Here is a 24216-nt window from a genome sequence, read left to right as displayed (position 1 = left end):
GCAAGTGCTTCATATTTCTGAAAAGACCTGTACATTAATCCATTCCTTTCTTCAAAAAAAATGCAGAGAAAGACTTTATTGCCTATTACGCAATGAAAGGCATTGAAGTGACGACAATTTTAGATGAAGATTATCCAGCTTTATTGTCGCAAACGTACGATCCACCTGTCGTTTTGTATTCAAAAGGTGATAAAAGGTTGTTGCATGATGAGAAGAAAATTGCGATTGTTGGTTCTCGAAAAGCTTCTGCTTATACGTCTAACATCGTAAAAGTACTACTGCCACCACTTTTAAAGGAAAATTTTAGGGTTGTGAGCGGTTTGGCGAAGGGAGCCGACAAAATGGCTCATGAAGCGACAATACTTTTAAAAGGGGGGACTGTGGCGGTTTTAGGGCATGGGTTCGATCATTTGTATCCGAGTGAACATCGCGGTTTGTACGACAAGTTGGTTGCTGAACAACTCGTTGTGACAGAATACCCACCTTACGTTTCTCCAGCTCGTTGGCGATTTCCGATGCGCAATCGAATTATTAGTGGGTTGAGTCAAGGGGTGATCGTGACAGAGGCAGAAAAAAAGAGCGGAACACGTTCCACTGTCGACTATGCCATTTCTCACGGAAGGGAAATTTTTGTCGTTCCAGGAAATATTTTTTCTTCCTTATCTGAATTACCCCATGAATTGGCGTCAGATGGTGCTAGATTAGTATGGAATGGCTCTCAAATTGTGGAAGAATTAGCGCATAATTTTAAAATCGAAATGAAAAATGGTTGCAAAACTTGAATTTCTGTTATACATTTTGCAACAGGTATTTGTTTTCAATTTTAAAACTTCACCTCTCATAAGGGGGAACCAACATGGCAGATTATTTAGTAATCGTAGAATCGCCCGCAAAAGCAAAAACAATCGAGCGATATTTAGGGAAAAAATATAAAGTGAAGGCTTCAATTGGACACGTTCGGGATCTTCCTCGCAGTCAAACGGGGATTGACACAGAAAATAACTATGAACCGAAATACATTACAATTCGTGGTAAGGGTCCCGTTTTACAAGATTTAAAAAATGCAGCGAAAAAAGCGAAAAAAGTCTTTCTCGCAGCCGATCCAGACCGCGAAGGGGAAGCGATTGCATGGCATTTGGCTACAGCATTAAACATCGATAAAGAATCGAATTGTCGCGTGGTTTTCAATGAGATTACGAAAGATGCTATTAAAGAATCTTTCAAACATCCAAGACCAATCGATATGGATTTAGTCGATGCACAGCAAGCGCGTCGTATTTTAGATAGACTTGTTGGTTATAACATTAGTCCATTACTATGGAAGAAAGTCAAAAAAGGTCTTTCTGCAGGTCGTGTGCAATCGATTGCACTACGCTTAATTATCGACCGTGAAAATGAAATTAAAAAATTCCAACCCGAAGAATATTGGACAATTGACGGTCAATTCGAAAAAAGTAGTAAATCATTCGATGCGCTATTTTACGGTGTAGGAAAAGATAAAGTTAAACTATCAACAGAGGCAGAAGTTCAAGAAATTTTAAAACAAATCAAAGGTGAAGAATTTAATGTAGCGAAAGTTGTAAAAAGAGAACGTAAACGAAATGCAGCAGCAGCGTTTACAACATCTTCTTTACAACAAGAAGCAGCACGAAAACTAAATTTCCGTGCGAAGAAAACGATGATGCTTGCTCAACAACTTTACGAAGGAATCGACCTTGGTAAAAAAGAAGGCATTACCGGTTTAATTACGTATATGCGTACCGATTCAACACGTATATCTGAAACAGCTAAAAAAGAAGCATACACATACATTCAAGAAACGTACGGTGAAGAGTATACGACACCAGTTACGCAACAAGCGAAAAAATCAGAAAAAGCACAAGATGCGCATGAAGCGATTCGTCCGACTTCAACAATGCGTCATCCAGATCAGTTAAAAGCGATTTTAGCGCGTGACCAACTGCGTTTATATCGTTTGATTTGGGAACGATTCATCGCAAGTCAAATGGCACCTGCTGTTTTAGATACGGTTACATCTGATTTAGTAAATGGTGAGGTGATGTTCCGTGCAACGGGCTCACATGTGAAATTCCCTGGGTTTATGAAAGTATATATTGAAGGAAATGACGATTCGAAAGAAGATAAATCAAAAGACAAGTTATTGCCACCAATGCAAGAAGGCGATGTTGTGAAGAGTCTAGAAATCGAACCGAAACAACATTTCACACAGCCACCACCACGTTTCTCAGAAGCACGTTTAGTAAAAACGCTTGAAGAACTAGGTATAGGTCGTCCATCAACATATGCGCCAACACTTGATACGATTCAAAAACGTGGATATGTTACGCTTGAAACGAAACGTTTCGTACCGACGGAACTCGGCGAAATTGTTCATTCTCTTGTAAATGAATTTTTCCCTGAAATTATTAACATTGAATTTACAGCGAAAATGGAAAAAGATTTGGACAGCGTAGAGGAAGGGAATACGAAATGGGTCGAAATTATCGATGCATTTTATCAAGACTTTGAGAAAAGTTTACGCCATGCAGAAGTAGCGATGGAGAAAGTTGAAATTAAAGATGAACCAGCAGGCGAAGATTGTGAATTGTGTGGTCATCCGATGGTTTATAAACTTGGTCGTTACGGTAAATTTATGGCTTGTAGTAATTTCCCGGAATGTCGTAATACGAAAGCCATCGTGAAAGAAATCGGCGTGAAATGTCCGACGTGTCACGAAGGCGAAATCGTTGAACGTAAAAGTAAAACGAAACGAGTATTCTACGGCTGTAATCGTTATCCAGAATGTGATTTTGTTTCTTGGGACAAACCGATTGCGCGTAAATGTCCGAAAGGCGATCATTTACTCGTTGAGAAAAAAGTTAAAAAAGGAACACAAGTTCAATGTACGGAATGCGACTATAAAGAAGAGGTCGTTGAGAAATAACTTTAAGGAACTAGCACAATTGATTGTTGTGCTAGTTTTTTTTGCGTTAAAATACGGTGGTTTTTTAATGCTTCAACTGTTAAAATGAGTTTTAGATTGCGAAAAAACGCAAATGATGAATGAAAGTAGGTAACACAACATGACACCAATCGTAAATGTAATTGGAGCAGGTCTTGCAGGAAGTGAGGCTGCTTGGCAAATCGCTAAGCGTGGCGTGAAAGTACGTCTATTCGAAATGCGCCCTGTGAAACAAACACCCGCTCACCATACAGATAAATTTGCCGAATTAGTTTGTTCAAACTCTTTACGTGCAAATAATTTAACAAATGCTGTTGGCGTAATTAAAGAAGAAATGCGTCAATTAGATTCTGTTATTATTGAAGCTGCAGACCATTGTTCCGTTCCAGCTGGTGGTGCCCTTGCGGTAGACCGTCACGAATTTTCGGGCTACATTACTGAAAAAGTTAAAAATCATCCGAACGTAGAAGTAATTAATGAAGAAGTAACAGAAATTCCTGAAGGTATCACAATTATTGCGACAGGTCCTCTAACTTCTCCAGCATTAGCTGAAAAAGTACGTGACATTACGGGTCAAGATTATTTATACTTTTACGATGCAGCAGCACCAATTATCGAAAAAGATACGATCGATATGGATAAAGTTTATTTGAAATCACGTTATGATAAAGGGGAAGCGGCTTACTTAAACTGTCCGATGAACCAAGAAGAATTTGAAGCATTCCGTGACGCACTGATTACAGCAGAAAAAGCACCTTTAAAAGAATTTGAGAAAGAAAAATATTTTGAAGGCTGTATGCCGATTGAAGTAATGGCAGAACGCGGGGAGAAAACGATGTTATTCGGTCCGATGAAGCCAGTTGGTTTAGAAGATCCGAAGACGGATAAACGTCCATACGCTGTCGTGCAACTTCGTCAAGATGATGCGGCAGGAACACTTTACAACATCGTGGGTTTCCAAACGCATTTAAAATGGGGCGAACAAAAACGTGTATTCCGCATGATTCCAGGTTTAGAAAATGTGGAAATTGTACGCTACGGCGTGATGCATCGTAATACGTTTATTAACTCTCCGAAAGTATTGTCACCAACGTATCAATTAAAAGCGAAACCAACATTATTTTTCGCAGGTCAAATGACAGGTGTAGAAGGATATGTTGAATCAGCAGGTGCAGGTTTAGTTGCCGGAATTAACGCAGCGCATTTAGCACTTGAACAACAACCAGTTATTTTCCCGAAAGAAACAGCACTTGGGAGTATGGCTCGTTATATTACAGAAGCAGATGCAAAACATTTCCAACCGATGAATGTAAACTTTGGTTTATTCCCAGACTTAGGCGAGCGAATTAAATCGAAACAAGAACGTGGGGAACGCCATGCGGCTCGCGCTTTAGAAGCGTTGAAAAACTTCCAAGAAAAAACAGAATTATAATCAAGCAAATGGTTTCTATTACACGGAACAAGACATTTTATAAATAAAGTTGCCTTAGCCCTTTAAAGTTGTTATACTTTTAAGGGCTTTTTTGATGAACACACAAACTCTTTTATCTGAATCTTATAACGAAATTTTAAGGATTCTTTGTTGAATTGACAGAAAATAATTACAATCTACGTTTTTCAAGAGCGTCTTGCTTTATAAATCGCATCATCCGTGCGAGAATAACTATAGACGAACAGGAGAGAGGTGTTCTGAAATGGATTTGATTAAAGAACAAGCATTAACATCTTTTATGACGTATATAAAATTAGAGAAAAATTATTCACCATTGACCGCGAGTAATTACGAAAAAGATTTACAGCAATTTTTTGCGTTTTTACAGCGGGAAGGGGTATCTAGATTAGAAGATGTTGAATATGTACATGCTCGATTATTCGTCACACAACTTTATAACGAACAGAAAGCACGTGCTACGATTTCGCGGAAAATTTCAGCGATTCGTTCGTTCTTTCGCTTTTTAAATAAAGAATTTGAATTAGATGATGCCGCTTTCCAAGCGCTTTATCACCCTAAAAAAGAAAGTCGCTTGCCTCGATTCTTTTATGAAGAAGAATTAACAACACTCTTTGCCGCTTCGGAGGGGGATGACCATCAGTCAATCCGAAATATGGCTTTGTTAGAGTTATTATATGCAACCGGCATACGAGTGAGTGAACTAACATCTTTACGTTTGCAAGACATAGATTTTACACTCGATATCATACGTGTCATGGGGAAAGGTCGAAAAGAACGTTACGTTCCATTTGGACATTATGCGCATGAAGCGCTTCAACGCTACATAACTGAAACGCGAGCAAAACTCGTAAAAACAGAGCATTCACACGTATTTGTCAATTTACGTGGTGGGGAACTCACGGCACGTGGTGTTCGTTTTATACTTAATGAAATGATAAAGAAGGCCAATATGCATGGTGTTATTTATCCACATATGTTGCGGCACACATTCGCCACACATTTGTTGAATAATGGCGCTGATTTGCGTACGGTGCAAGAATTGCTCGGACATTCTTCTTTATCATCTACACAAGTTTATACACATGTTACGAAAGAACATCTTCGAAATACTTATATGAATGCTCATCCAAGAGCATAAAAAAAGAGGAGTGACTTATTGTGGATATGCAAATGCATGCAACGACCATTTTTGCGATTCAGCATAAAGGACATAGCGCAATGGCTGGTGACGGACAAGTGACACTTGGCCAATCAGTTATTATGAAAAATACAGCAAGAAAAGTACGTCGACTATATAACGGTCAAGTACTGGCAGGCTTTGCAGGTTCAGTAGCGGATGCCTTTACACTTTTTGAGATGTTTGAAGGACGTTTGCTAGAGTACAATGGTAATTTACAACGTGCTGCAGTAGAAGTAGCAAAGCAATGGCGTGGAGATAAAATGCTTCAAAAATTAGAAGCGCTATTACTCGTAATGAATAAAGAAACGTTGCTACTCGTTTCGGGTTCTGGTGAAGTTATTGAGCCAGACGATGGCATTTTAGCAATCGGATCTGGTGGGAATTACGCTTTGGCAGCAGGACGTGCGTTGCAAAAACATGCAGGTGAACAAATGACTGCTAAAGAAATTGCTAAAGCTTCTTTAGAAACAGCATCGGATATTTGTGTATTTACGAACCATAATATTATTGTGGAGGACTTGGACGCATGAGTAATCAACTAACACCAAAACAAATGACAGAGTATTTAAATCGCTATATCGTCGGTCAAACGGAAGCAAAAAAATCGGTTTCGGTTGCTTTACGCAATCGTTATCGTCGTCAAAAGCTATCAGATGAAATGCGCGAGGAAGTGATTCCTAAAAACATTTTAATGATCGGCCCTACTGGCGTAGGGAAAACAGAAATCGCACGTCGTATTGCGAAACTTGTCAAAGCACCATTTTTAAAAGTTGAGGCAACAAAATTTACAGAAGTAGGTTATGTCGGCCGCGATGTAGAATCAATGGTACGTGATTTAGTAGAAGTAGCGAATCGATTAGTGAAAGAAGAAAAACAAGCAGAAGTTCATGATGCTGCTGAAAGATTAGCGAATGAACAACTTGTGAAGCTGTTAGTACCAAGTATGCGTAAGAAAAAACAACCTTCTATGGGCAACCCTTTCGAAATGTTTTTCGGTAATCAACAAGATGATGAAGAAGAACCAGAAGATGCACAAGTTCGCGTAAAACGTTCGCAAATTGCGGAAGATTTAGCGGCAGGTAAACTCGAAAAAGAATGGGTAACTGTCGAAGTAGAAGAACAACCGAGCATGATGATGATGCCAGGAATGCCTGGTATGGACATGAGCGGTACTGGTATGGGCGATATGTTATCAAACATGATGCCGAAGAAAAAGAAAAAACGTCGTCTGCAAGTAGAAGAAGCGCGTCTTGTATTAACGATTGAAGAAGCGAATAAATTAATCGATTCGGATGAAGTAGCTGAAGAAGCAATTCGTCGTGCAGAACAAATGGGGATTATTTTTATCGATGAAATCGATAAAATTGCTGTAAAAGGTAACAGTAGTCAACCAGGCGTTTCACGTGAAGGCGTTCAACGTGATATTTTACCAATCGTAGAAGGATCGACTGTGAATACGAAGTACGGAGCGGTACGTACAGACTTTATGTTATTTATCGCTGCAGGTGCTTTCCACATGTCTAAGCCGTCTGATCTTATTCCAGAACTTCAAGGTCGTTTCCCGATTCGTGTGGAATTAGAGAAATTGACGAAAGAAGATTTCATTCGTATTTTAAAAGAGCCGGATCATTCGTTAATTGCTCAATACAAAGCGCTTCTTGAAACGGAAGGTATTGAAGTGAACTTCACAGATGATGCGATTGATCGTCTTGCAGAAGTCGCAATGGATGTAAACCAAAATACCGATAATATCGGTGCTCGTCGTTTGCATACCATTTTAGAAAAATTATTAGAAGATCTTTCATTCGAGGCTTCTGATATCGCACCAGCTCATATTGATATTACGCCGCAATATGTAGATGGCAAACTAGGACATATCATTCGTAACAAAGATTTGTCAGAGTTTATTTTATAGTTTATAATTAAAATGTACAAATATTGAAAAACTTTTGAATATTCCGTAAATAAAGGACAATTCAATCAGGAGGAACACTTAAAAAATGAATTTACTAGCTAAAATTCGTAAAATTAACTCAATGCTTCAAGCGTCTGCAGGTAAACCTGTTAACTTTAAAGAAATGTCAGAAACTCTTGGCGAAGTGATTGATAGTAACGTATATATCGTAAGTCGTAAAGGTAAATTACTAGGTCTTACAATTAATCAACAAATCGAAAATGAACGTATTAAAAAAATGTTTGAAGAACGCCGTTTCCCAGAAACATATACTAAAAACTTATATGACTTCCAAGAAACAGTTGCAAACATCGGCATCGATGATGAACATACTGTATTCCCTGTGGAAAATAAAGATACATTCCGTGACGGTTTAACAACAATTGTGCCAATTATTGGTGGTGGCGAACGTTTAGGAACTTTAGTTCTTGGTCGTATCGGTGCAACATTCGAAGATGAGGATTTAGTATTAGCTGAATACGGTGCAACTGTAGTCGGTATGGAAATCTTACGTGAAAAAGCGGAAGAAATTGAAGAGGAAGCTCGTTCTAAAGCTGTCGTTCAAATGGCAATCAATTCATTATCTTATTCTGAATTAGAAGCGATTGAACACATCTTTGAAGAATTAGATGGTTCTGAAGGTCTTTTAGTCGCTTCTAAAATCGCTGACCGTGTAGGTATTACACGTTCTGTTATCGTAAATGCTTTACGTAAATTAGAATCTGCTGGTGTGATCGAATCTCGTTCATTAGGTATGAAAGGTACTTATATTAAAGTACTAAACAATAAATTCTTAACAGCACTTGAAGAAATTAAAATGCGCTAATTGCGTCATATAACGAAAAAGAGAAGCCGTATGTTTCATACGGCTTCTCTTTTTGTTTTTCATAAATTTGATAAATAAAATAGTATTTTTTTAGATTTAACAGAATGAATGAAGGAATCATTATCATTTTTACTAGGGAAATATGTGAGAGATAGATTTATATACACACATGAAAAAAACAATAACACATCTATATACTTATCTTATTACAATTAATGTAACTTTGGAATTTAATGGTCGAAAAACATTGCGGAATCGTAAGAACTAATTATAAACCTTTTTTTACCATCTGTTATATCTTATTGAAATACTGTTAAATGGGGATTACATCATGTTTGTAGTGTTAAAAAAACGCTATATTAAGGCGTTTTTACAATATAATCAAATAATCAGATAATTCAATTGTAATAAAAGATAGGACTAAGAGACTAATAAAAAAGTTCTTTAATCGATAGACACACTGTTGTTTATTGATTACAATAAATGTATTAATTAAAGAATGTCTATTTTTATAGGTCAGATAGAGGTGAAAAAATTGAGTTTATTTAGTGGAACGATTAGTAATTTAGAACAAGGACTTTCCTATGCGTCAACGAAAAATAAAGTAGTAGCGCAAAATATTGCTAATTCAGATACACCAAATTATAAAGCGAAAGATGTTAGCTTTTCGAAAATGTTATCAGAAGCGAAAACATCACAAATTTCAGCATATCGAACAGATTCACAACATATTAATTTTGAATCTACCTCAAATAGTACAGCCGGTGTGTATAGTTATTCTAATTTAAGTTATCGCCAAAATGGTAATGGAGTAGATATGGATAAAGAACAAGCTAGCTTAGCAAAAAACACAATTTATTACAATGCACTCGTAGATCGAATGAATGGAAAATTAAATTCGCTTCTTACAGTAGCTAAAGGAGGAAGTTAACGATGTCTATTTTTAGCAGTATGGAAACGACAGGTTCAGCCTTAACAGCACAACGCTTAAGAATGGACGTTGTTTCGTCAAATTTAGCTAATATTGATACAACAAGAGCTAAAAAAGTGAATGGGGAATGGGAACCATATCGTCGTAAAACGGTTACGCTCACTGCGCAAGACTCAGGTTCATCTTTTTCTTCCTATTTAAATGCTGCAATCGGCAATAGCGATCGTTCAACAGGACGAGGTGTAAAAGTAACTTCTATTAATGAAGATACAGAAACAGATTTCAAATTAGTTTATGATCCAACAGATCCTGATGCAGATCAAGACGGTTATGTAAAAACATCTAATGTAGATTCTTTAAAAGAAATGACAAACTTAATGTCATCAACTCGTTCATATGAAGCGAATGTGACAGCATTTAATGCAAATAAATCGATGCTTTCAAAAGCGTTAGAGATTGGTAAATAGGAAGGGGTATAGGGGATGGCCATTTCACAAGTTTCAATGATGCAACCTACGACACCAGCACTTACACAAACAGCAGCGACGAACAACGTAAAAACAGATTCAAGCTTCGGTACGATGTTGAAAGATGCAATTAACCAAGTAAATGAATCTCAAAACAGTTCAGACGTTTTAACGAATAAATTAGTAAATGGACAAGATGTAGAATTACACGATGTGATGATTACAGCGCAAAAAGCAAATGTCACATTAAACACAGCGTTATCTATTCGTAACAAGGCTGTTGAAGCTTACCAAGAAATTATGCGAATGACAGTATAATCAAGAAATAAAAAATAGTTGCATTTACGAGTGACCGGAGGCATAAAATGAACGAAAGATTAAAAAATATACAGACGAAATTCTCTGGGTTTTGGGGAAGTCGTTCCAAGAAACAAAAGATTGCGCTAATCAGTAGTATTGTAATCGTATTGATTTTGGCAGCGGTTATTACATATTTTGCTACCCGTGTTACATATAAACCTCTTTACTCTAATTTGACGGCAACAGAAGTAGGTCAAATTAAAGAGCAACTTGATTCTGAAGGGGTTAAATATCAAGTAGGAGATGGTGGTACATCTATATTAGTACCAGAGGGGAAAGCTGACGATTTACTCGTAAGCCTTGCTTCTCAAGGCTATCCAAAATCAGGAGAGATTGATTATTCATTCTTCTCTGAAAATGCGGGATTTGGTATGACAGATAATGAATTCAATGTATTAAAAGTAGCATCTGTTCAAACTGAATTAGCAAAATTATTAAAACAAATGGATGGAATCAACGATGCGAAAGTAATGCTTTCAATCCCTGAGCAAAGTACATTTGTAACGAGCAGTGAAGATAAAGAAGGTGCAAGTGCCTCAATCGTATTAGATACAGCGGCAGGACAACAATTTTCAGAAGATCAAATTAAAACGTTATACAATCTCGTTGCAAAATCTGTTCCGAATTTAAGTACAGACAATATCGTCATTACAAATCAATACAATGAATATTATGATTTGACGTCTGATTCGTTAGCGAATGGCAATGGTTCAGGCAATGCAGCGAGCCAACTAGCTGTCAAAAAACAAATTGAAAAAGATTTGCAACGTCAAGTTCAATCGTTACTGTCGAGCGTAATGGGTTCCGGCAAAGCGGTTGTAGCTGTAACATCAGACATTGATTTCACGCAAGAACAACGTACCGAAAAATTAGTAGAACCTGTAGATAAGAAAAATATGGCTGGAATCACAATTAGTGCGCAAAAGATTTCAGAAACGTATACAGGTAACGGTGCTGCAGCATCAGGTACAGCAGAAGCAGACGGTTCTACAGACAACTTTACAGATTATCAATCAGGAAATACAGACGGTTCAGGAGATTACGAAAAGACAGAAGAAACAGTTAATAGTGAAGTGAACCGTATTAAGAGACAAATTACAGAAAGTCCATATCGTGTTAGAGATTTAGGTATTCAAGTCGTTATTGAACCACCGACAGCAAACGATCCAACGACATTACCAGCTGAAACACAAGCAGCTGTTCAAAATATGTTGACGTCGATTGTGCGTACATCTATTGATAAAAATTCGGCAGGTAATTTAACGAATGCGCAAGTAGCTCAGAAAATTAACGTATCTGTTCAACAATTAAAAGGAACGACACAACCAACAACAGCACAAGGAACAACAATTCCTTGGTGGATTTGGGTAATTGGTGGCGTACTCGTTGTTGCAATCGGATTACTTGTATTCTTCATCATTCGTTCTCGTCGTCAAGAAGATGAATATTATGATGAAGATGAATATTATGACGAAGATGAGCTAGAAGTAGACGACATTGCAGATGAGCAAGATAGTGAAGCGACTGTTCGTCGTAAACAATTAGAAAAAATGGCGAAAGATAAGCCAGATGAATTCGCTAAATTATTACGTACGTGGATTTCAGAAGATTAATGGAGGGGACGAGCTTTGGTAGCAAAAAAAGACAAAGAATTATCAGGTAAACAAAAAGCAGCGCTTCTATTAATCTCTTTAGGACCAGAAGTTTCAGCAGCAGTATATAAACACTTATCAGAAGAAGAAATTGAACGACTTACGTTAGAAATCTCAAGTGTGAAAAAAGTAGAACCTGAAGTGAAAGAAGAAATTATCGAAGAATTTCATAATATTGCCTTAGCGCAAGATTACATTTCACAAGGTGGGATTGGTTATGCGAAAACAGTTCTTGAAAAAGCACTTGGAAACGATCAAGCACAGCAAATTATTAATCGCTTAACGTCTTCATTACAAGTAAGACCATTTGACTTCGCACGACGTGCAGATCCTGCACAAATTTTTAACTTTATTCAAAATGAACATCCGCAAACGATCGCTTTAATTTTATCTTATTTAGAGCCACAACAAGCGGGTACGATTCTTTCATCATTACCGCAAGAAGTGCAAGCAGATATTGCGAAGCGTATTGCGATGATGGAATCAACTTCACCAGAAGTTATTAGCGAAATTGAGTCTGTATTAGAAAGAAAACTATCTTCTACTGTGACGCAAGATTACACAGAAACTGGTGGCGTAGATGCGGTAGTCGAAGTGTTAAATGGTGTGGATCGTCAAACAGAAAAAACGATTCTCGATGCACTCGAAATTCAAGATCCAGAGCTTGCAGAAGAAATCAAAAAACGTATGTTTGTATTCGAAGATATCGTTACACTCGACAATCGCTCGATTCAACGTGTTATCCGCGATTGCGAAAACGAAGATTTATTATTATCAATGAAAGTATCAAGCGAGGATGTAAAAGAAATACTCTTCAAAAATATGTCTCAGCGTATGGCCGAAACATTCAAAGAAGACATGGATGTTATGGGACCTGTACGTTTACGTGACGTAGAAGAAGCACAATCTCGTATCGTAGCTGTAACGCGTCGCTTAGAAGATGCTGGAGAAATTATTATTGCTCGCGGTGGAGGAGATGACATTATTGTCTAGAATTTATCGTCCGGGTACGGGAAATGAACAACCGAATATTCGTACGATTGAAATTCGAGATTTAATGCCAACACTGACGGATGATCAAGAACATACAGTCGTACCAGCCATGTCAATGGAGAATATTTTAGCTGAAAGAGATGCTCTGTTAGCCCAAGCAAAACAACAAATTGCTAATGAACGTCAGCAATTTGAAGAGTATTGTGAACAAACGCGGACTCAACTTCAGCAGCAACAACAATCGTGGGAAGAAGAAAAGATTCATTTGCAACAATCCGCATATGATGAAGGTTTTTCTCAAGGTATGGAAGATGGTCGACAAAAAGCATTTGAGAATATGGCGGAAATGATTCAAGTTACGAACAATACCATGGCACAATCAGAACAAAATGCACATGCATATTTAGAAAGACAAGAAGGGGTCATTTTACAATTAGCCATTCGTTCTGCACAGCGCATTTTGAACGAAACATTAGAAGCACAACCAGAAAAATTCGTATCGATTATTCAACGTGCATTGAAAGAAGTACGTGAGAGTGAATTTGTGAAAATTTATGTAAGTACATCTAATTATGAACTATTAACTGCCAATCGGGATGAACTCGTTGCAATGTTCCCACCAGACATGCCATTCATGATTTTTATTGATGACGTGTTAGGGGACCAGGAATGCTATATAGATACGAACCACGGAAGACTTGTCGCTACAATAGATGAACAGCTAAATGAGTTACGAAAACATTTAAGTACCATTTTAGAAAGTGTGGAGTGATGTAAATGAAAGCGATACAACTGCTTGAACAATTACAGTCGGTTCCTACATTTAAAAAATTTGGTCGTGTCACACGTGTCGTAGGGTTAATGATTGAGTCTCAAGGACCTGAAAGTTCCATCGGAGACGTTTGTAAAATACACGTACATTCTGCGAGTGCAGGCCATCAAGAAATTTCGGCAGAAGTAGTCGGCTTTCGAGATGAAACGGTCGTGCTAATGCCATTTACGACGTTGAAAGATATTTCAATTGGCTGCTTAGTCGAAGGAACGGGCAAACCGTTAGAAATTAAAGTTGGACCTGAATTGATCGGGAAAATTTTAGATTCGATGGGGAACCCTTTAGACGGCACATCTTTACCGAAGGGCCTTGCGGTTGTCGATACGGAAGGTGAACCACCGAATCCGTTGACACGACCACCGATTGAAGAAGTGCTCGAAGTAGGCGTTAAAGCGATTGACGGGATGTTAACGGTCGGACAAGGACAACGGATTGGTATTTTTGCCGGTTCGGGTGTCGGAAAGTCTACGTTACTCGGTATGATTGCGAGAAATACGACTGCTGACTTGAATGTCATTGCATTAATCGGTGAGCGTGGTCGAGAAGTACGTGAGTTTATTGAACGCGATTTAGGTCCAGAAGGATTGAAACGTTCAATCATTATTGCAGCAACTTCAGATCAACCGGCATTGATGCGAATTAAAGGTGCTTTTACAGCAACCGCTATTGCAGAATATTTCCGGAATAGAGGATTGAACGTCATGCTCATGATGGATTCTGTGACGCGCGTAGCTATGGCGCAACGAGAAGTTGGATTAGCGACAGGTGAGCCTCCAGCTCAAAAAGGGTATACACCTTCTGTTTTCGCTATTTTACCGAAACTACTAGAGCGTACAGGAACAAATGAACACGGTTCAATTACAGCATTTTATACGGTGCTCGTAGACGGGGACGATATGAACGAACCGATTGCCGATACGGTACGAGGGATTTTAGATGGACATATCGTTCTCGATCGAACGTTAGCGAACAAAGGACAATATCCGGCAATTAATGTATTGAAAAGTGTCAGTCGTCTCATGAACCATATTGCGACACCAGAGCATAAACAAGCTGCTGAAAAACTTCGTAATTTGTATTTTACGTATAGTAAATCAGAGGATTTAATTAATATCGGTGCTTATAAACGAGGCACATCTCAAGAAATTGATGAAGCGATTCATTATGAACCGCTCATTACTTCTTATTTAAAACAAGGTTATTTGGATCCTGTGACAATGGACGAAAGTGTACAGCAACTCATTCATCTTGCAAACCGTGGAGGTTAGGTCATGACAACGTATCAATATCGTTTCGATTCTATTCTACTCGTGAAAGAACAACAAAAGAATGAAATAGAATTAGCATACAAAGAAGCTGTGAAAAATTTTGAAGACGTAGCAACTGGACTTTATGAAGCATTGAAGAAAAAAGAAAACTTAATTATGTTTCAACAAGAAAAGATGTTAACCGGTCTTAGCATTCAAGAAATGCATCAAAATGCACATTTTCTTAGTAGCATGGAAAAGAAAATTTCAGATTTGCAAAATCAAGTCGTTCAAAGTCGTTCTAAAATGGAATGGTTTGAAGAAAAACTACTTGAACAAACACTTGAATGTCGCAAATATGAAAAAATGCGTGAGAAAGATTTTGAATTGTTTCGAATGGAAGAAAATCGTTCAGAAATGCTTCAACTTGATGAACTTTCTCAAATTGCTTATTACAATAAAGAAATTAGGTGATTCCAGTGGCACAACCGAAAAAAAGACCTGCGTCGAGTAAAGCGCGTAATCCGAAAGGAAAAGGCCGCCCAGTAGCTTCCGAAGAATTAGATGAAAAAAAATCTCCCGGGAAATTTCAAAAAGCTTTCTTTTGGGTTATTATCCCGTTGATGTTTGCTTCAGCAATTTTATTAATCTTTTTTCAAGTTACGGGGACGAATGTATTTGATAAAGTAAAAAATATCGCAGGTGTTTCTCAAAGTGCTTCTGATAACAAAGCGCCGAATTCAAGTAACTATGATGAACAAATTGTTAACTTAAAATCTCAAATTCAAGAAAAAGAGGCGGAAGTTAAACAATTACAAGACCAAATGGAACAACAAAAATCGGAAGCGAAAAAAATGCAAATTGAGAAGAAACGTCTAGAAAAAGAAGTACGTAAACTCAAAAAAGCGAAATCGACATCCAATGTGGAATTAACGACGATGGTTGAGACATATACGAAAATGCGACCTAAATCAGCAGCGCCTGCACTCATTGCGATGAAAGATGATAAAGCTGTTGAAATTTTAAGTGAGATGGCACCGGATACGTTAGCAGCTATTTTAGAAAAAATGCCTGCAAAAGATGCAGCAAATTATACGACGTTACTAACGAAGAAAGAAGAAACTACGACGACAAAGACCGATTCTTCTAACTAAATTAAGAACTCTGAAAGGAGGTGAATGAATGAACATCGCAACTTTGCAACTAGCAACGAGTGGACAACAACCGCTTGGGAAGTCTATGTCGACGTCAACAAGTGCTGATTTTTCGCAAACTCTTGCTTCTGCAACGACAGATGAGCAAGTGGAGGAGGCTGTTGCAAATAATTCAGATTCGAACGGTAGAAATAGTAAGGGCGTTCAGTTAGAGCTTGGATTAAATGGCTTGTTACCTACTTCACAAGTGAAAGAAGAACAAGAAGCTGTTGATGTAGCATCGATTCTTGGTGCGACAACTCTCGCAGATTTACCGATTGAGCTTTCTGAAACGCAATTAGTAAGTGGGCAATTGTCACTTACAGATTTAGCAAAAATAATAGGAACAGATGAAGAAACACTATTGAAATCATTAAGTGAATTAACCGGTCAAGAAATAACGACAACGAATGTTTGGGACGTTTTAAACACGATTGATGCTAATTTGTTTGGCTTCATGCAAAACCTATCGCAATCATTAGAAGGAAAAGGAACTCTTTCGAAGCAAGACGCTTCGAACGTCGCTACTTTGTTGAAAGTGATCGAATTAGCTTCTCCTAAAACAGATTTGACGCTTCAACAAGAAATGCAAGTGAACCAATTGAAAGACGTCTTAACGACTGTTGCATCGAAAGTATCTGAAACGACACAAACACAAAAAGAGGCACGTACATTCGTAACTCAAATGTCTCAAACATCAAAAGTAGATGTGTTAACTACGAAAGCAAGTACGCAACAAGTTGTAGCAGAACAAGAACCGGTTGGACTTATTTCGTCTACACCGTCTTCGCCGCAAACGACGAATGCCACCATGACGTTACCAAAAGCTGTTCCTGCCTCACAGGCAGAGAGCTTCATAAAACAATTTGAACAAATTATGAGCCGTAGCCAGTTTTCAAACAATATGCACGGGCAACGTCTTTTAATTAAGCTGTATCCGGAACATTTAGGATCTATTCGAATTGAATTTACACAAAAAGACGGTATGATGACAGCGAAAATTTTAACGTCTACAGCTGCTGGAAAGCAAATGCTTGAAAGCCAGTTGACACAATTAAAATCAGGCTTTGCTAACCAAAATATTCAAATGGATCGAGTCGATATTTCACAAGCATTATCAGAACCGTCGAAAAGTGACAAAGGGAACCAATTTAATCAACATTCTTCTTCTTCTCAGCAACAAAAAGAGCAAGAAACAAAAGAAGATGAAGATATGAAGACGTTTGAACAATTATTAGCAGAAATCGAGGTGTAAGTATGGCAGATTCTTTAATTACAAACCAATACGGGTTAGCAAATGCATCAACTTCCGTAAAAAAGGTAGCTGAGGGAGAATCGACAGCACTTGGGAAAGATTCTTTTTTAAAGTTACTCGTGACACAATTACAGTATCAAGATCCATCGAATCCAATGGACAACTCAGAATTTATTTCGCAAATGGCTCAATTTTCATCTTTAGAACAAATGCAAAATGTTGCGGCATCCATTGATTCATTAACATCGATTACGCAACAATCTCAATTGATTCAGTTTAATTCATTCGTAGGGAAAACAATTTCTTATAGTGTAGAAACAGATCAGTACGATGCAGATGGAAAAGTAATTGTCGAGTCAGGTTCTAGCAAAGTGAACAGTGTGAAATATGACGGTCAAAGTGCCAAATTTGTTTTAGAAAATGGCAAAACGGTGAGTGCGGCAAACATTTCAGAAGTACAAGATTCAGCGGCTAGCAATACGATGAATCGTACGACTTCATTAGTTGAGGCAAGTATGTTGATTGGGAAAAATGTGACGTATACAACGAGTGATGGTACGAGCGTACAAGCAACGGTACAATCTGTTTCTAAAAAAGACGGCAATCTCGTCTTTAATCTTTCGAATGATACGACGATCACAGAAGATCAATTAACGGAGATTCGTCAGTAAGTGCGTTATATCCAGCCGCTACAGCCGGCCCAAAATGTTACGCAGAAATCAATCAAACATACAGCACACGTACACCAATCATTTCAACAAGTTCTTGAAGAACAACAATCGTTAAAAGTGAGTAAACATGCTTCACAGCGTTTAGAACAAAGACATATTCAATTTGATTCAATTGAGTGGAATAAAATTACTAGTAAAGTGTTAGAAGCGAGACAAAAAGGTGTAAATGAGCCACTCGTTGTGACGCCAAAAGCTACTATGATTGTCAGTGCAAAAAATATGACGGTCATTACAGCAATGAGTCGCGCGGAGGCGAATGAACAATTATTTACAAATATTGATGGGACGATTGTTTTATCATAAGGCAGGACCTGTAAAAGGGTGCCTTCGTATTACCGAATGACAGAGGTAATATACTTTTTAAAATCGAAGGGAGAAAATTTATTATGCTACGTTCAATGTATTCAGGTGTTAGTGGTTTACGTAATTTCCAAACAAAATTAGATGTCATTGGGAACAATATCGCAAACGTAAATACGTACGGCTTCAAAAAAGGTCGTACAACATTTAAAGATTTAATTTCTCAAACGACTGCAGGCGCAAGTGCACCAAACGAAACAGTCGGTGGTACGAATGCAAAACAAATCGGTTTAGGTTCAGCAGTTGCCTCAATCGATACCGTGACGGACCAAGGTTCATTGCAAACGACGAATCGTAAACTCGATTTAGCGATTAGCGGGGACGGCTACTTCGCAGTAACGAGAGGAGAAGAAACGTTGTACACACGTGCAGGAAACTTCTACTTAGATTCAGAAGGTACGCTCGTAACGAGTGACGGGGCTAAAGTGAAAGCGGATAATGACATTACGATTCCGACCGAAGCAACACAAATTTCTATTGGACAAGATGGAACAGTTAGTTATACGTTAAGTGGTCAATTAACGACAGCTGGACGTATTCAACTGTACCGTTTCTCTAATCCAGGTGGGTTAGAAAAAACGGGTGCGAACTATTATACGGCTTCAACGAACTCAGGTCCGGTAGTAGAAGGTTACCCAGGTGAAGATGGCGCTGGTAAAGTAGAATCTGGTTATTTAGAAATGTCAAACGTCGATCTTTCTGAAGAATTTACAGAGATGATCGTAGCACAACGTGCATTCCAATCGAATTCTCGCATTATTACAACGTCAGATGAAATTTTACAAGAACTTGTAAATCTTAAACGTTAATCAAACACCTTTTTGATTGAAAGGAGGCGGGGTTAGCTCTCTCTAACCCCATCTATTTTATGATTGCTCTAACAAAATTAAATGGTAAAAAATTCTCACTTAATGCATTATACATAGAAACGGTCGAAGTATTTCCAGATACAACAGTTACGTTAACGACCGGACGAAAATATGTTGTATTAGAATCTGAGGATGAAGTGAATGAACGAATTCTTGAGTTTTATCAAAAAACCCAAATTCTATCAAACCCGCATTTGAGAGGTGACGAAGATGAATAAAAACAAACTTTTAACGATTATGCTAATCATTTTAGTTTCCATTACGTTGATTGGTATTGTTGCCATGGTTGTGATTACCCAAGGAAGTAAAGATAGTGCACATGCTGAACCAGATATTGATACGGTTTTAGAATCTTCTGTGGACGTGGAAGAACTGACGACGAACTTAAAAGGTGAAAACTTCGTTAAAATCTCACTTAAAGTTCAAACGGATAGTAAAAAAGCGGCTGCAGAATTAACGAAACGTGATTTCCAAATGAAAGACATTATTATTGAAGAACTTTCTGAAATGTCTAAAGAAGACTTAGAAGGTAAAAAAGGAAAAGAAGTGTTACAAAACACGCTTAAAACACAATTTAATGGTTTAATGCAAGATGGAAAAATTCAAAAAGTATACATTACATCTTGTATTATCCAATAAAATGATTATGATTTTATAAGGAGGTGGGCAAATGGCCGGAGATGTGTTATCACAATCCGAAATTGATGCATTGTTGTCTGCGTTATCTACTGGTGAAATGTCAGCAGAAGAAATGAAAAAAGAAGAAGCGGCAAAAAAAGTTAAAGTGTATGACTTTAAGCGCGCACTTCGTTTTTCAAAAGACCAAATTCGAAGCTTAACGCGGATTCACGAAAACTTTGCACGCCTATTAACAACTTATTTTTCTGCCCAGCTACGTAGTTATGTTCAAATTACCGTTGCATCGGTCGATCAAATTCCATTTGAGGAATTTATTCGTTCGATCCCTAATATTACATTAATTAACGTATTTGAAGTGCCACCACTGGATGGTAATGTTTTAATGGAAATCAATCCAAACATTGCTTATTCAATGCTTGACCGCTTAATGGGTGGGGAAGGAACGAGTCATAGTAATATCGATAATTTAACAGAAATCGAACAAAAAATTATGACCAACTTATTCGAACGTTCTTTCGATAATTTAAGAGAGGCGTGGGCAAATATTGCGGATATTGATCCGATTTTAACAGAGTTAGAAGTTAATCCGCAGTTTTTACAAATGATTTCACCGAATGAAACAGTTGTCGTTATTTCGTTTAACTCGATTATTGGTGAAACGAGTGGCATGATCAATATTTGTATTCCACATGTTGTTTTAGAACCAATTGTTCCGAACTTATCGGTACGTTATTGGATGCAGTCGAATACGAAAGAAAATTCTCCAGAGCAAAAAGCAAGAATTGAAAGTAATATTCAACGATCTTCGTTACCGATTATTGCCGAACTAGGCTCTACCGCTATTAGTATTGAAGATTTCTTGTTTTTACAACAAGGAGATGTTATTCAACTAGATCAAAGCATATCTCAACCGTTAACGGTAAAAGTAGATAATGTACCTAAATTTATTGGACAGCCAGGAAAAGTTAAAAACATATGGCTGTTCAAATTATGGAATCTTTGAAAGGAGGAGACGATGATGAGTGATGATATGTTATCACAAGAAGAGATTGAAGCGCTTTTAAGAGGCGAATCAATTGGTGATGATGAAAATAATGATGCGTCTGCTCAAGAAGAACAGTATAATGTAGAAGATTATTTAGACGCTATGGCCCAGGACGCACTAGGAGAAATAGGTAATATTTCATTTGGTAGCTCTGCTACAGCATTATCTTCTTTATTAGGACAAAAAGTCGACATTACAACACCAACAATCTCAATGATTGATCGAAATAAATTGGAGGATGAGTTTCCACACCCTTACGTTGCTATTCAAGTGAAGTATACGACGGGATTAATTGGAATGAACTTACTTGTCATTAAACAGTCAGATGCTGCAATTATTGCAGATTTGATGCTTGGTGGTGATGGCTTAAATCCATCTGAGGAGCTTGGCGAAATTCATCTAAGTGCTGTACAAGAAGCGATGAACCAAATGATGGGTTCTGCTGCGACATCGATGTCAACAATCTTTAATAAGAAAGTGGACATTTCGCCACCTTCAATTGATTTAATGAACATTCGAGAAAATGAAGGTTCTGAAAATCTCCCTGAAGATGATTTACTCGTACGTGTATCATTCCGATTAAAAATTGGCGAGTTAATTGATTCGAATATTATGCAATTATTACCTCTTTCATTCAGTAAATCATTAGTACATCAATTAATGAACCCTGAAGAACAACAAGAAGAAGTAATCAATGAACCAATCATGCAACAAGAAGCACCCGTTGAACAACCAATGATGCAACAACCAATGATGCAACAGCCAATGGAGCAACAGTCAATGATGCAACAACCAATGGAGCAACAACCAATGATGCAACAACCAATGATGCAACAACCAATGATGCAACAGCCAATGATGCAACAACCAATGATGCAACAACCAATGGAGCAACAACCAATGATGCAACAACCAATGATGCAACAACATATGAACATACAACAAGCTCAATTTGCAGAATTTACGCAACAGTCTTTAAAACAAACAGAGGCACGTAATTTAAATATGTTACTCGACATTCCGTTACAAGTAACAGTTGAATTAGGACGTACGAAACGCTCTGTGAAAGACATTTTAGAACTTGTGAGTGGTTCAATTATTGAACTCGATAAGTTAGCGGGTGAACCAGTTGATATTTTAGTGAATAGCCGTCTTATTGCAAAAGGGGAAGTTGTCGTTATTGATGAAAACTTCGGTGTTCGTATTACCGACATTTTAAGTAAAGCAGATCGCCTAAATAATTTACGATAATTCGTTTGGAGGAATACAATTATGGCAAAAAGAATTTTAATTGTGGACGATGCCGCTTTTATGCGCATGATGATTAAAGATATTTTAACGAAAAATGGTTTTGAAGTAGTAGGCGAAGCTGGTGATGGCGCGCAAGCTATCGAAAAATACAATGAATTGAATCCAGATTTAGTAACAATGGATATTACAATGCCTGAAATGGACGGCATTGCTGCATTAAAAGAAATTAAAAAAACTAACCCAAATGCAACTATCATTATGTGTTCAGCTATGGGTCAACAAGCAATGGTTATCGATGCAATTCAAGCAGGTGCAAAAGATTTTATCGTGAAACCTTTCCAAGCTGACCGCGTAATTGAAGCCATTCAAAAAGCTTTAGGTTAATTTATGATAAGAAAAGTACTCGTGTCATTGCTTTTCTTAACTGCGTGTCATTTTCTTCCGCTTTCTTCTGCCGTAACGTTGAATGAAGTAAGTTATGCTGCTTCGGGCGTCATGGTAGGCGATTGTGTAGGCGACAAAGATAAAAAGATGAAGCCTGCCAAGAGGGGACGAAAACAGCTGTCGATCAAGATGAAACGTCGACAGCTGTTGGCGTATCTGCGTGGGATTATGTGAAAATGATTTTTGCTTTGATTTTTGTTGTAGCGCTTCTTTATGGGTTATTGCACTACATTAAAAATCGTTCAAGCAAATATCAACATTCTAAAATGATGCAAAGTTTAGGCGGAATTTCTTTAGGACAACAAAAATCGATTCAACTTGTAAAAGTAGGTGAACAGCTTTACTTAGTAGGTGTTGGTGAAGATGTACAGTTGTTGAAAGAAATTAAAGATGAGGATGAGCGACAATCGCTTATGACCTTTTATAACGAAAAGCAAGCACAACCGTTACAAGGTACACCAATTGAGACGTTCGTAAAGAAATTTACGAAAAAGTCCGCACCTATCGAAGAAACAAAAGAATCTAATTTTAAGCAGCAATTCGCAGAACGATTAAACGAAATTAAAAATCAAAGAACTGAGAATTTAGAGCAGCTGAAACAAAAGGAGCGCGAAAAAGACCATGAGTGATGTTGTGAATTATTTTTCGGATAGTAGTGCTTCAAATGTTTCGACGTCTGTTAAATTATTATTATTGTTGACGGTGCTATCTATTGCACCTTCTATTTTAATTTTAATGACGTGTTTTACGCGTGTTGTTGTCGTACTGTCGTTCGTACGGACAGCTTTGGCGACGAATACGATGCCACCAAACCAAGTTATTATAGGGTTGGCATTATTTTTAACATTTTTCATTATGGCGCCGACTTTCCAAGAAGTGAATAAAGAAGCGTTGCAACCATTGTTTGATGAAAAAATTACGTTAGAAGAGGCGTATGACAATGCAGCAACGCCATTTAAACAATTTATGGCTAAAAATACACGTCAAGATGATTTGAATTTATTTTTAAGTTATCGCGATCAAAAAATGCCGGACAAAGTGGAAGATATTCCACTTACGACGCTCGTCCCAGCGTATACGATTAGTGAGTTGAAGACAGCTTTCCAAATGGGCTTTATGATTTTTATCCCATTTTTAGTAATCGATATGATTGTAGCGAGTGTTTTAATGTCCATGGGTATGATGATGCTACCACCGGTTATGATTTCATTACCGTTTAAAATTCTTTTATTCGTCCTTGTGGATGGGTGGTCTCTCGTTATGAAATCGCTACTACAAAGTTTTTAGGGGATGAGTGAAAATGTCACAGGAATTAGTTATATCGATAGCTGAAAAAGCCGTTACTGTTGTGATTATGGCATCTGGTCCACTATTGCTCGTAGCGTTAATTGTCGGATTGCTCGTCAGTATTTTTCAAGCGACGACCCAAATACAAGAACAAACGCTATCATTCGTTCCGAAAATTATCGCAGTGCTCGTAGCGCTCGTATTTTTTGGACCGTGGATGTTGACAAAAATTACGAGCTATGCGAAAGACATATTAGAAAATTTAACAAGGTACATAGGGTGACT

Annotated in this window: 27 protein-coding genes and 1 pseudogene; all 28 read left to right on the top strand. The window is 37.7% G+C overall.

Features of this window, described 5'->3' with window-relative positions:
- Nucleotides 1-92 precede the first annotated feature (92 nt).
- The 28 genes and pseudogenes from dprA (at nt 93) to fliQ (ending at nt 24214) form a co-directional block, all read left to right on the top strand.
- Nucleotides 93-782, top strand: a complete 690-nt coding sequence (gene dprA / locus KSHG_RS02895) for a DNA-processing protein DprA (RefSeq protein ID WP_010301566.1) — start codon at nt 93-95, stop codon at nt 780-782.
- A gap of 74 nt (nt 783-856) precedes the next feature.
- Entirely contained in the window at nt 857-2944 is a 2088-nt protein-coding gene (topA, locus tag KSHG_RS02890; protein WP_010301563.1) for a type I DNA topoisomerase, read from the top strand.
- A 139-nt stretch (nt 2945-3083) separates the two neighbouring features.
- A complete protein-coding gene (trmFO, locus tag KSHG_RS02885) occupies nt 3084-4394 on the top strand; it encodes an FADH(2)-oxidizing methylenetetrahydrofolate--tRNA-(uracil(54)-C(5))-methyltransferase TrmFO (RefSeq protein WP_010301560.1) in 1311 nt (436 codons plus the stop codon).
- Between the two features lie 262 nt (nt 4395-4656).
- Nucleotides 4657-5553: a tyrosine recombinase XerC gene (gene xerC / locus KSHG_RS02880; protein WP_010301557.1), complete on the top strand. Its 897-nt coding sequence runs from the start codon at nt 4657-4659 to the stop codon at nt 5551-5553.
- Between the two features lie 26 nt (nt 5554-5579).
- Complete coding sequence (gene hslV, locus KSHG_RS02875; protein ID WP_010301555.1) at nt 5580-6125, top strand: ATP-dependent protease subunit HslV; 546 nt, start codon at nt 5580-5582, stop codon at nt 6123-6125.
- Nucleotides 6122-7510, top strand: coding sequence for an ATP-dependent protease ATPase subunit HslU (gene hslU, locus KSHG_RS02870; RefSeq protein WP_010301551.1), 1389 nt, complete (start codon nt 6122-6124; stop codon nt 7508-7510). The genes hslV and hslU overlap by 4 nt, the downstream gene beginning before the upstream one ends.
- Before the next feature lie 85 nt (nt 7511-7595).
- The gene (codY, locus tag KSHG_RS02865; RefSeq protein WP_010301547.1) at nt 7596-8375 is read left to right on the top strand and encodes a GTP-sensing pleiotropic transcriptional regulator CodY; all 780 of its coding nucleotides are present in this window, start codon (nt 7596-7598) and stop codon (nt 8373-8375) included.
- A 535-nt stretch (nt 8376-8910) separates the two neighbouring features.
- Nucleotides 8911-9306 (top strand): flagellar basal body rod protein FlgB, encoded by a 396-nt coding sequence (gene flgB / locus KSHG_RS02860; protein ID WP_010301545.1) that lies wholly within the window; start codon nt 8911-8913, stop codon nt 9304-9306.
- Nucleotides 9307-9308: 2 nt separating this feature from the next.
- On the top strand, nt 9309-9773 hold the full coding sequence (flgC, locus tag KSHG_RS02855; protein ID WP_010301541.1) for a flagellar basal body rod protein FlgC: 465 nt from the start codon (nt 9309-9311) through the stop codon (nt 9771-9773).
- A gap of 15 nt (nt 9774-9788) precedes the next feature.
- Entirely contained in the window at nt 9789-10091 is a 303-nt protein-coding gene (gene fliE / locus KSHG_RS02850; RefSeq protein WP_010301539.1) for a flagellar hook-basal body complex protein FliE, read from the top strand.
- A gap of 47 nt (nt 10092-10138) precedes the next feature.
- Nucleotides 10139-11746, top strand: a complete 1608-nt coding sequence (gene fliF / locus KSHG_RS02845; protein ID WP_010301537.1) for a flagellar basal-body MS-ring/collar protein FliF — start codon at nt 10139-10141, stop codon at nt 11744-11746.
- A 15-nt stretch (nt 11747-11761) separates the two neighbouring features.
- Nucleotides 11762-12778: a flagellar motor switch protein FliG gene (fliG, locus tag KSHG_RS02840; protein ID WP_010301536.1), complete on the top strand. Its 1017-nt coding sequence runs from the start codon at nt 11762-11764 to the stop codon at nt 12776-12778.
- Nucleotides 12771-13550, top strand: a complete 780-nt coding sequence (gene fliH / locus KSHG_RS02835) for a flagellar assembly protein FliH (RefSeq protein ID WP_010301534.1) — start codon at nt 12771-12773, stop codon at nt 13548-13550. The genes fliG and fliH overlap by 8 nt, the downstream gene beginning before the upstream one ends.
- Nucleotides 13551-13555: 5 nt before the next feature.
- Nucleotides 13556-14878 (top strand): flagellar protein export ATPase FliI, encoded by a 1323-nt coding sequence (fliI, locus tag KSHG_RS02830; RefSeq protein ID WP_010301532.1) that lies wholly within the window; start codon nt 13556-13558, stop codon nt 14876-14878.
- A gap of 3 nt (nt 14879-14881) precedes the next feature.
- A complete protein-coding gene (fliJ, locus tag KSHG_RS02825) occupies nt 14882-15331 on the top strand; it encodes a flagellar export protein FliJ (protein ID WP_010301528.1) in 450 nt (149 codons plus the stop codon).
- Between the two features lie 5 nt (nt 15332-15336).
- Nucleotides 15337-16011, top strand: coding sequence for a MotE family protein (locus KSHG_RS02820; RefSeq protein WP_010301524.1), 675 nt, complete (start codon nt 15337-15339; stop codon nt 16009-16011).
- A 28-nt stretch (nt 16012-16039) separates the two neighbouring features.
- On the top strand, nt 16040-17305 hold the full coding sequence (locus KSHG_RS17350) for a flagellar hook-length control protein FliK (protein ID WP_010301521.1): 1266 nt from the start codon (nt 16040-16042) through the stop codon (nt 17303-17305).
- Nucleotides 17306-17307: 2 nt separating this feature from the next.
- Nucleotides 17308-17976 (top strand): flagellar hook assembly protein FlgD, encoded by a 669-nt coding sequence (locus KSHG_RS18235; protein ID WP_010301518.1) that lies wholly within the window; start codon nt 17308-17310, stop codon nt 17974-17976.
- A complete protein-coding gene (locus tag KSHG_RS18230) occupies nt 17977-18339 on the top strand; it encodes a TIGR02530 family flagellar biosynthesis protein (protein WP_010301515.1) in 363 nt (120 codons plus the stop codon).
- An 83-nt stretch (nt 18340-18422) separates the two neighbouring features.
- Nucleotides 18423-19205, top strand: coding sequence for a flagellar basal body rod protein FlgG (gene flgG / locus KSHG_RS02800; protein ID WP_010301512.1), 783 nt, complete (start codon nt 18423-18425; stop codon nt 19203-19205).
- A 59-nt stretch (nt 19206-19264) separates the two neighbouring features.
- The gene (locus KSHG_RS02795; protein ID WP_010301510.1) at nt 19265-19483 is read left to right on the top strand and encodes a flagellar FlbD family protein; all 219 of its coding nucleotides are present in this window, start codon (nt 19265-19267) and stop codon (nt 19481-19483) included.
- Nucleotides 19476-19904, top strand: coding sequence for a flagellar basal body-associated protein FliL (gene fliL / locus KSHG_RS02790; RefSeq protein ID WP_010301507.1), 429 nt, complete (start codon nt 19476-19478; stop codon nt 19902-19904). The genes KSHG_RS02795 and fliL overlap by 8 nt, the downstream gene beginning before the upstream one ends.
- A gap of 31 nt (nt 19905-19935) precedes the next feature.
- Nucleotides 19936-20930, top strand: a pseudogene (fliM, locus tag KSHG_RS15985) (flagellar motor switch protein FliM).
- Entirely contained in the window at nt 20923-22200 is a 1278-nt protein-coding gene (fliY, locus tag KSHG_RS02780) for a flagellar motor switch phosphatase FliY (protein ID WP_010301501.1), read from the top strand. Before fliM ends, fliY begins: the two are co-directional and overlap by 8 nt.
- 21 nt (nt 22201-22221) lie before the next feature.
- Nucleotides 22222-22584, top strand: coding sequence for a response regulator (locus KSHG_RS02775; RefSeq protein WP_010301496.1), 363 nt, complete (start codon nt 22222-22224; stop codon nt 22582-22584).
- A 236-nt stretch (nt 22585-22820) separates the two neighbouring features.
- A complete protein-coding gene (locus KSHG_RS15980; protein WP_010301489.1) occupies nt 22821-23273 on the top strand; it encodes a flagellar biosynthetic protein FliO in 453 nt (150 codons plus the stop codon).
- On the top strand, nt 23266-23931 hold the full coding sequence (gene fliP / locus KSHG_RS02765) for a flagellar type III secretion system pore protein FliP (RefSeq protein ID WP_010301487.1): 666 nt from the start codon (nt 23266-23268) through the stop codon (nt 23929-23931). Before KSHG_RS15980 ends, fliP begins: the two co-directional genes overlap by 8 nt.
- 13 nt (nt 23932-23944) lie before the next feature.
- Complete coding sequence (gene fliQ / locus KSHG_RS02760; protein ID WP_010301484.1) at nt 23945-24214, top strand: flagellar biosynthesis protein FliQ; 270 nt, start codon at nt 23945-23947, stop codon at nt 24212-24214.
- Nucleotides 24215-24216: the final 2 nt, after the last annotated feature.

The organism is Kurthia senegalensis, from assembly GCF_000285595.1.
Classification (GTDB): Bacteria; Bacillota; Bacilli; order Bacillales_A; family Planococcaceae; genus Kurthia; species Kurthia senegalensis.
The sequence above is the reverse complement of the archived record's forward strand: the minus strand, read 5'-3'. Positions and strand labels throughout refer to the sequence as shown.

What these genes read in the sequence shown, in the direction of transcription:
- dprA (WP_010301566.1), top strand. Translation starts at nt 93, where the DNA reads ATGAAAGGCATTGAAGTGACGACAATTTTAGATGAAGATTATCCAGCT.
- topA (WP_010301563.1), top strand. Translation starts at nt 857, where the DNA reads ATGGCAGATTATTTAGTAATCGTAGAATCGCCCGCAAAAGCAAAAACA.
- trmFO (WP_010301560.1), top strand. Translation starts at nt 3,084, where the DNA reads ATGACACCAATCGTAAATGTAATTGGAGCAGGTCTTGCAGGAAGTGAG.
- xerC (WP_010301557.1), top strand. Translation starts at nt 4,657, where the DNA reads ATGGATTTGATTAAAGAACAAGCATTAACATCTTTTATGACGTATATA.
- hslV (WP_010301555.1), top strand. Translation starts at nt 5,580, where the DNA reads ATGCAAATGCATGCAACGACCATTTTTGCGATTCAGCATAAAGGACAT.
- hslU (WP_010301551.1), top strand. Translation starts at nt 6,122, where the DNA reads ATGAGTAATCAACTAACACCAAAACAAATGACAGAGTATTTAAATCGC.
- codY (WP_010301547.1), top strand. Translation starts at nt 7,596, where the DNA reads ATGAATTTACTAGCTAAAATTCGTAAAATTAACTCAATGCTTCAAGCG.
- flgC (WP_010301541.1), top strand. Translation starts at nt 9,309, where the DNA reads ATGTCTATTTTTAGCAGTATGGAAACGACAGGTTCAGCCTTAACAGCA.
- fliE (WP_010301539.1), top strand. Translation starts at nt 9,789, where the DNA reads ATGGCCATTTCACAAGTTTCAATGATGCAACCTACGACACCAGCACTT.
- fliF (WP_010301537.1), top strand. Translation starts at nt 10,139, where the DNA reads ATGAACGAAAGATTAAAAAATATACAGACGAAATTCTCTGGGTTTTGG.
- fliI (WP_010301532.1), top strand. Translation starts at nt 13,556, where the DNA reads ATGAAAGCGATACAACTGCTTGAACAATTACAGTCGGTTCCTACATTT.
- fliJ (WP_010301528.1), top strand. Translation starts at nt 14,882, where the DNA reads ATGACAACGTATCAATATCGTTTCGATTCTATTCTACTCGTGAAAGAA.
- KSHG_RS17350 (WP_010301521.1), top strand. Translation starts at nt 16,040, where the DNA reads ATGAACATCGCAACTTTGCAACTAGCAACGAGTGGACAACAACCGCTT.
- KSHG_RS18235 (WP_010301518.1), top strand. Translation starts at nt 17,308, where the DNA reads ATGGCAGATTCTTTAATTACAAACCAATACGGGTTAGCAAATGCATCA.
- flgG (WP_010301512.1), top strand. Translation starts at nt 18,423, where the DNA reads ATGCTACGTTCAATGTATTCAGGTGTTAGTGGTTTACGTAATTTCCAA.
- KSHG_RS02795 (WP_010301510.1), top strand. Translation starts at nt 19,265, where the DNA reads ATGATTGCTCTAACAAAATTAAATGGTAAAAAATTCTCACTTAATGCA.
- fliL (WP_010301507.1), top strand. Translation starts at nt 19,476, where the DNA reads ATGAATAAAAACAAACTTTTAACGATTATGCTAATCATTTTAGTTTCC.
- fliY (WP_010301501.1), top strand. Translation starts at nt 20,923, where the DNA reads ATGAGTGATGATATGTTATCACAAGAAGAGATTGAAGCGCTTTTAAGA.
- KSHG_RS02775 (WP_010301496.1), top strand. Translation starts at nt 22,222, where the DNA reads ATGGCAAAAAGAATTTTAATTGTGGACGATGCCGCTTTTATGCGCATG.
- KSHG_RS15980 (WP_010301489.1), top strand. Translation starts at nt 22,821, where the DNA reads ATGATTTTTGCTTTGATTTTTGTTGTAGCGCTTCTTTATGGGTTATTG.
- fliP (WP_010301487.1), top strand. Translation starts at nt 23,266, where the DNA reads ATGAGTGATGTTGTGAATTATTTTTCGGATAGTAGTGCTTCAAATGTT.
- fliQ (WP_010301484.1), top strand. Translation starts at nt 23,945, where the DNA reads ATGTCACAGGAATTAGTTATATCGATAGCTGAAAAAGCCGTTACTGTT.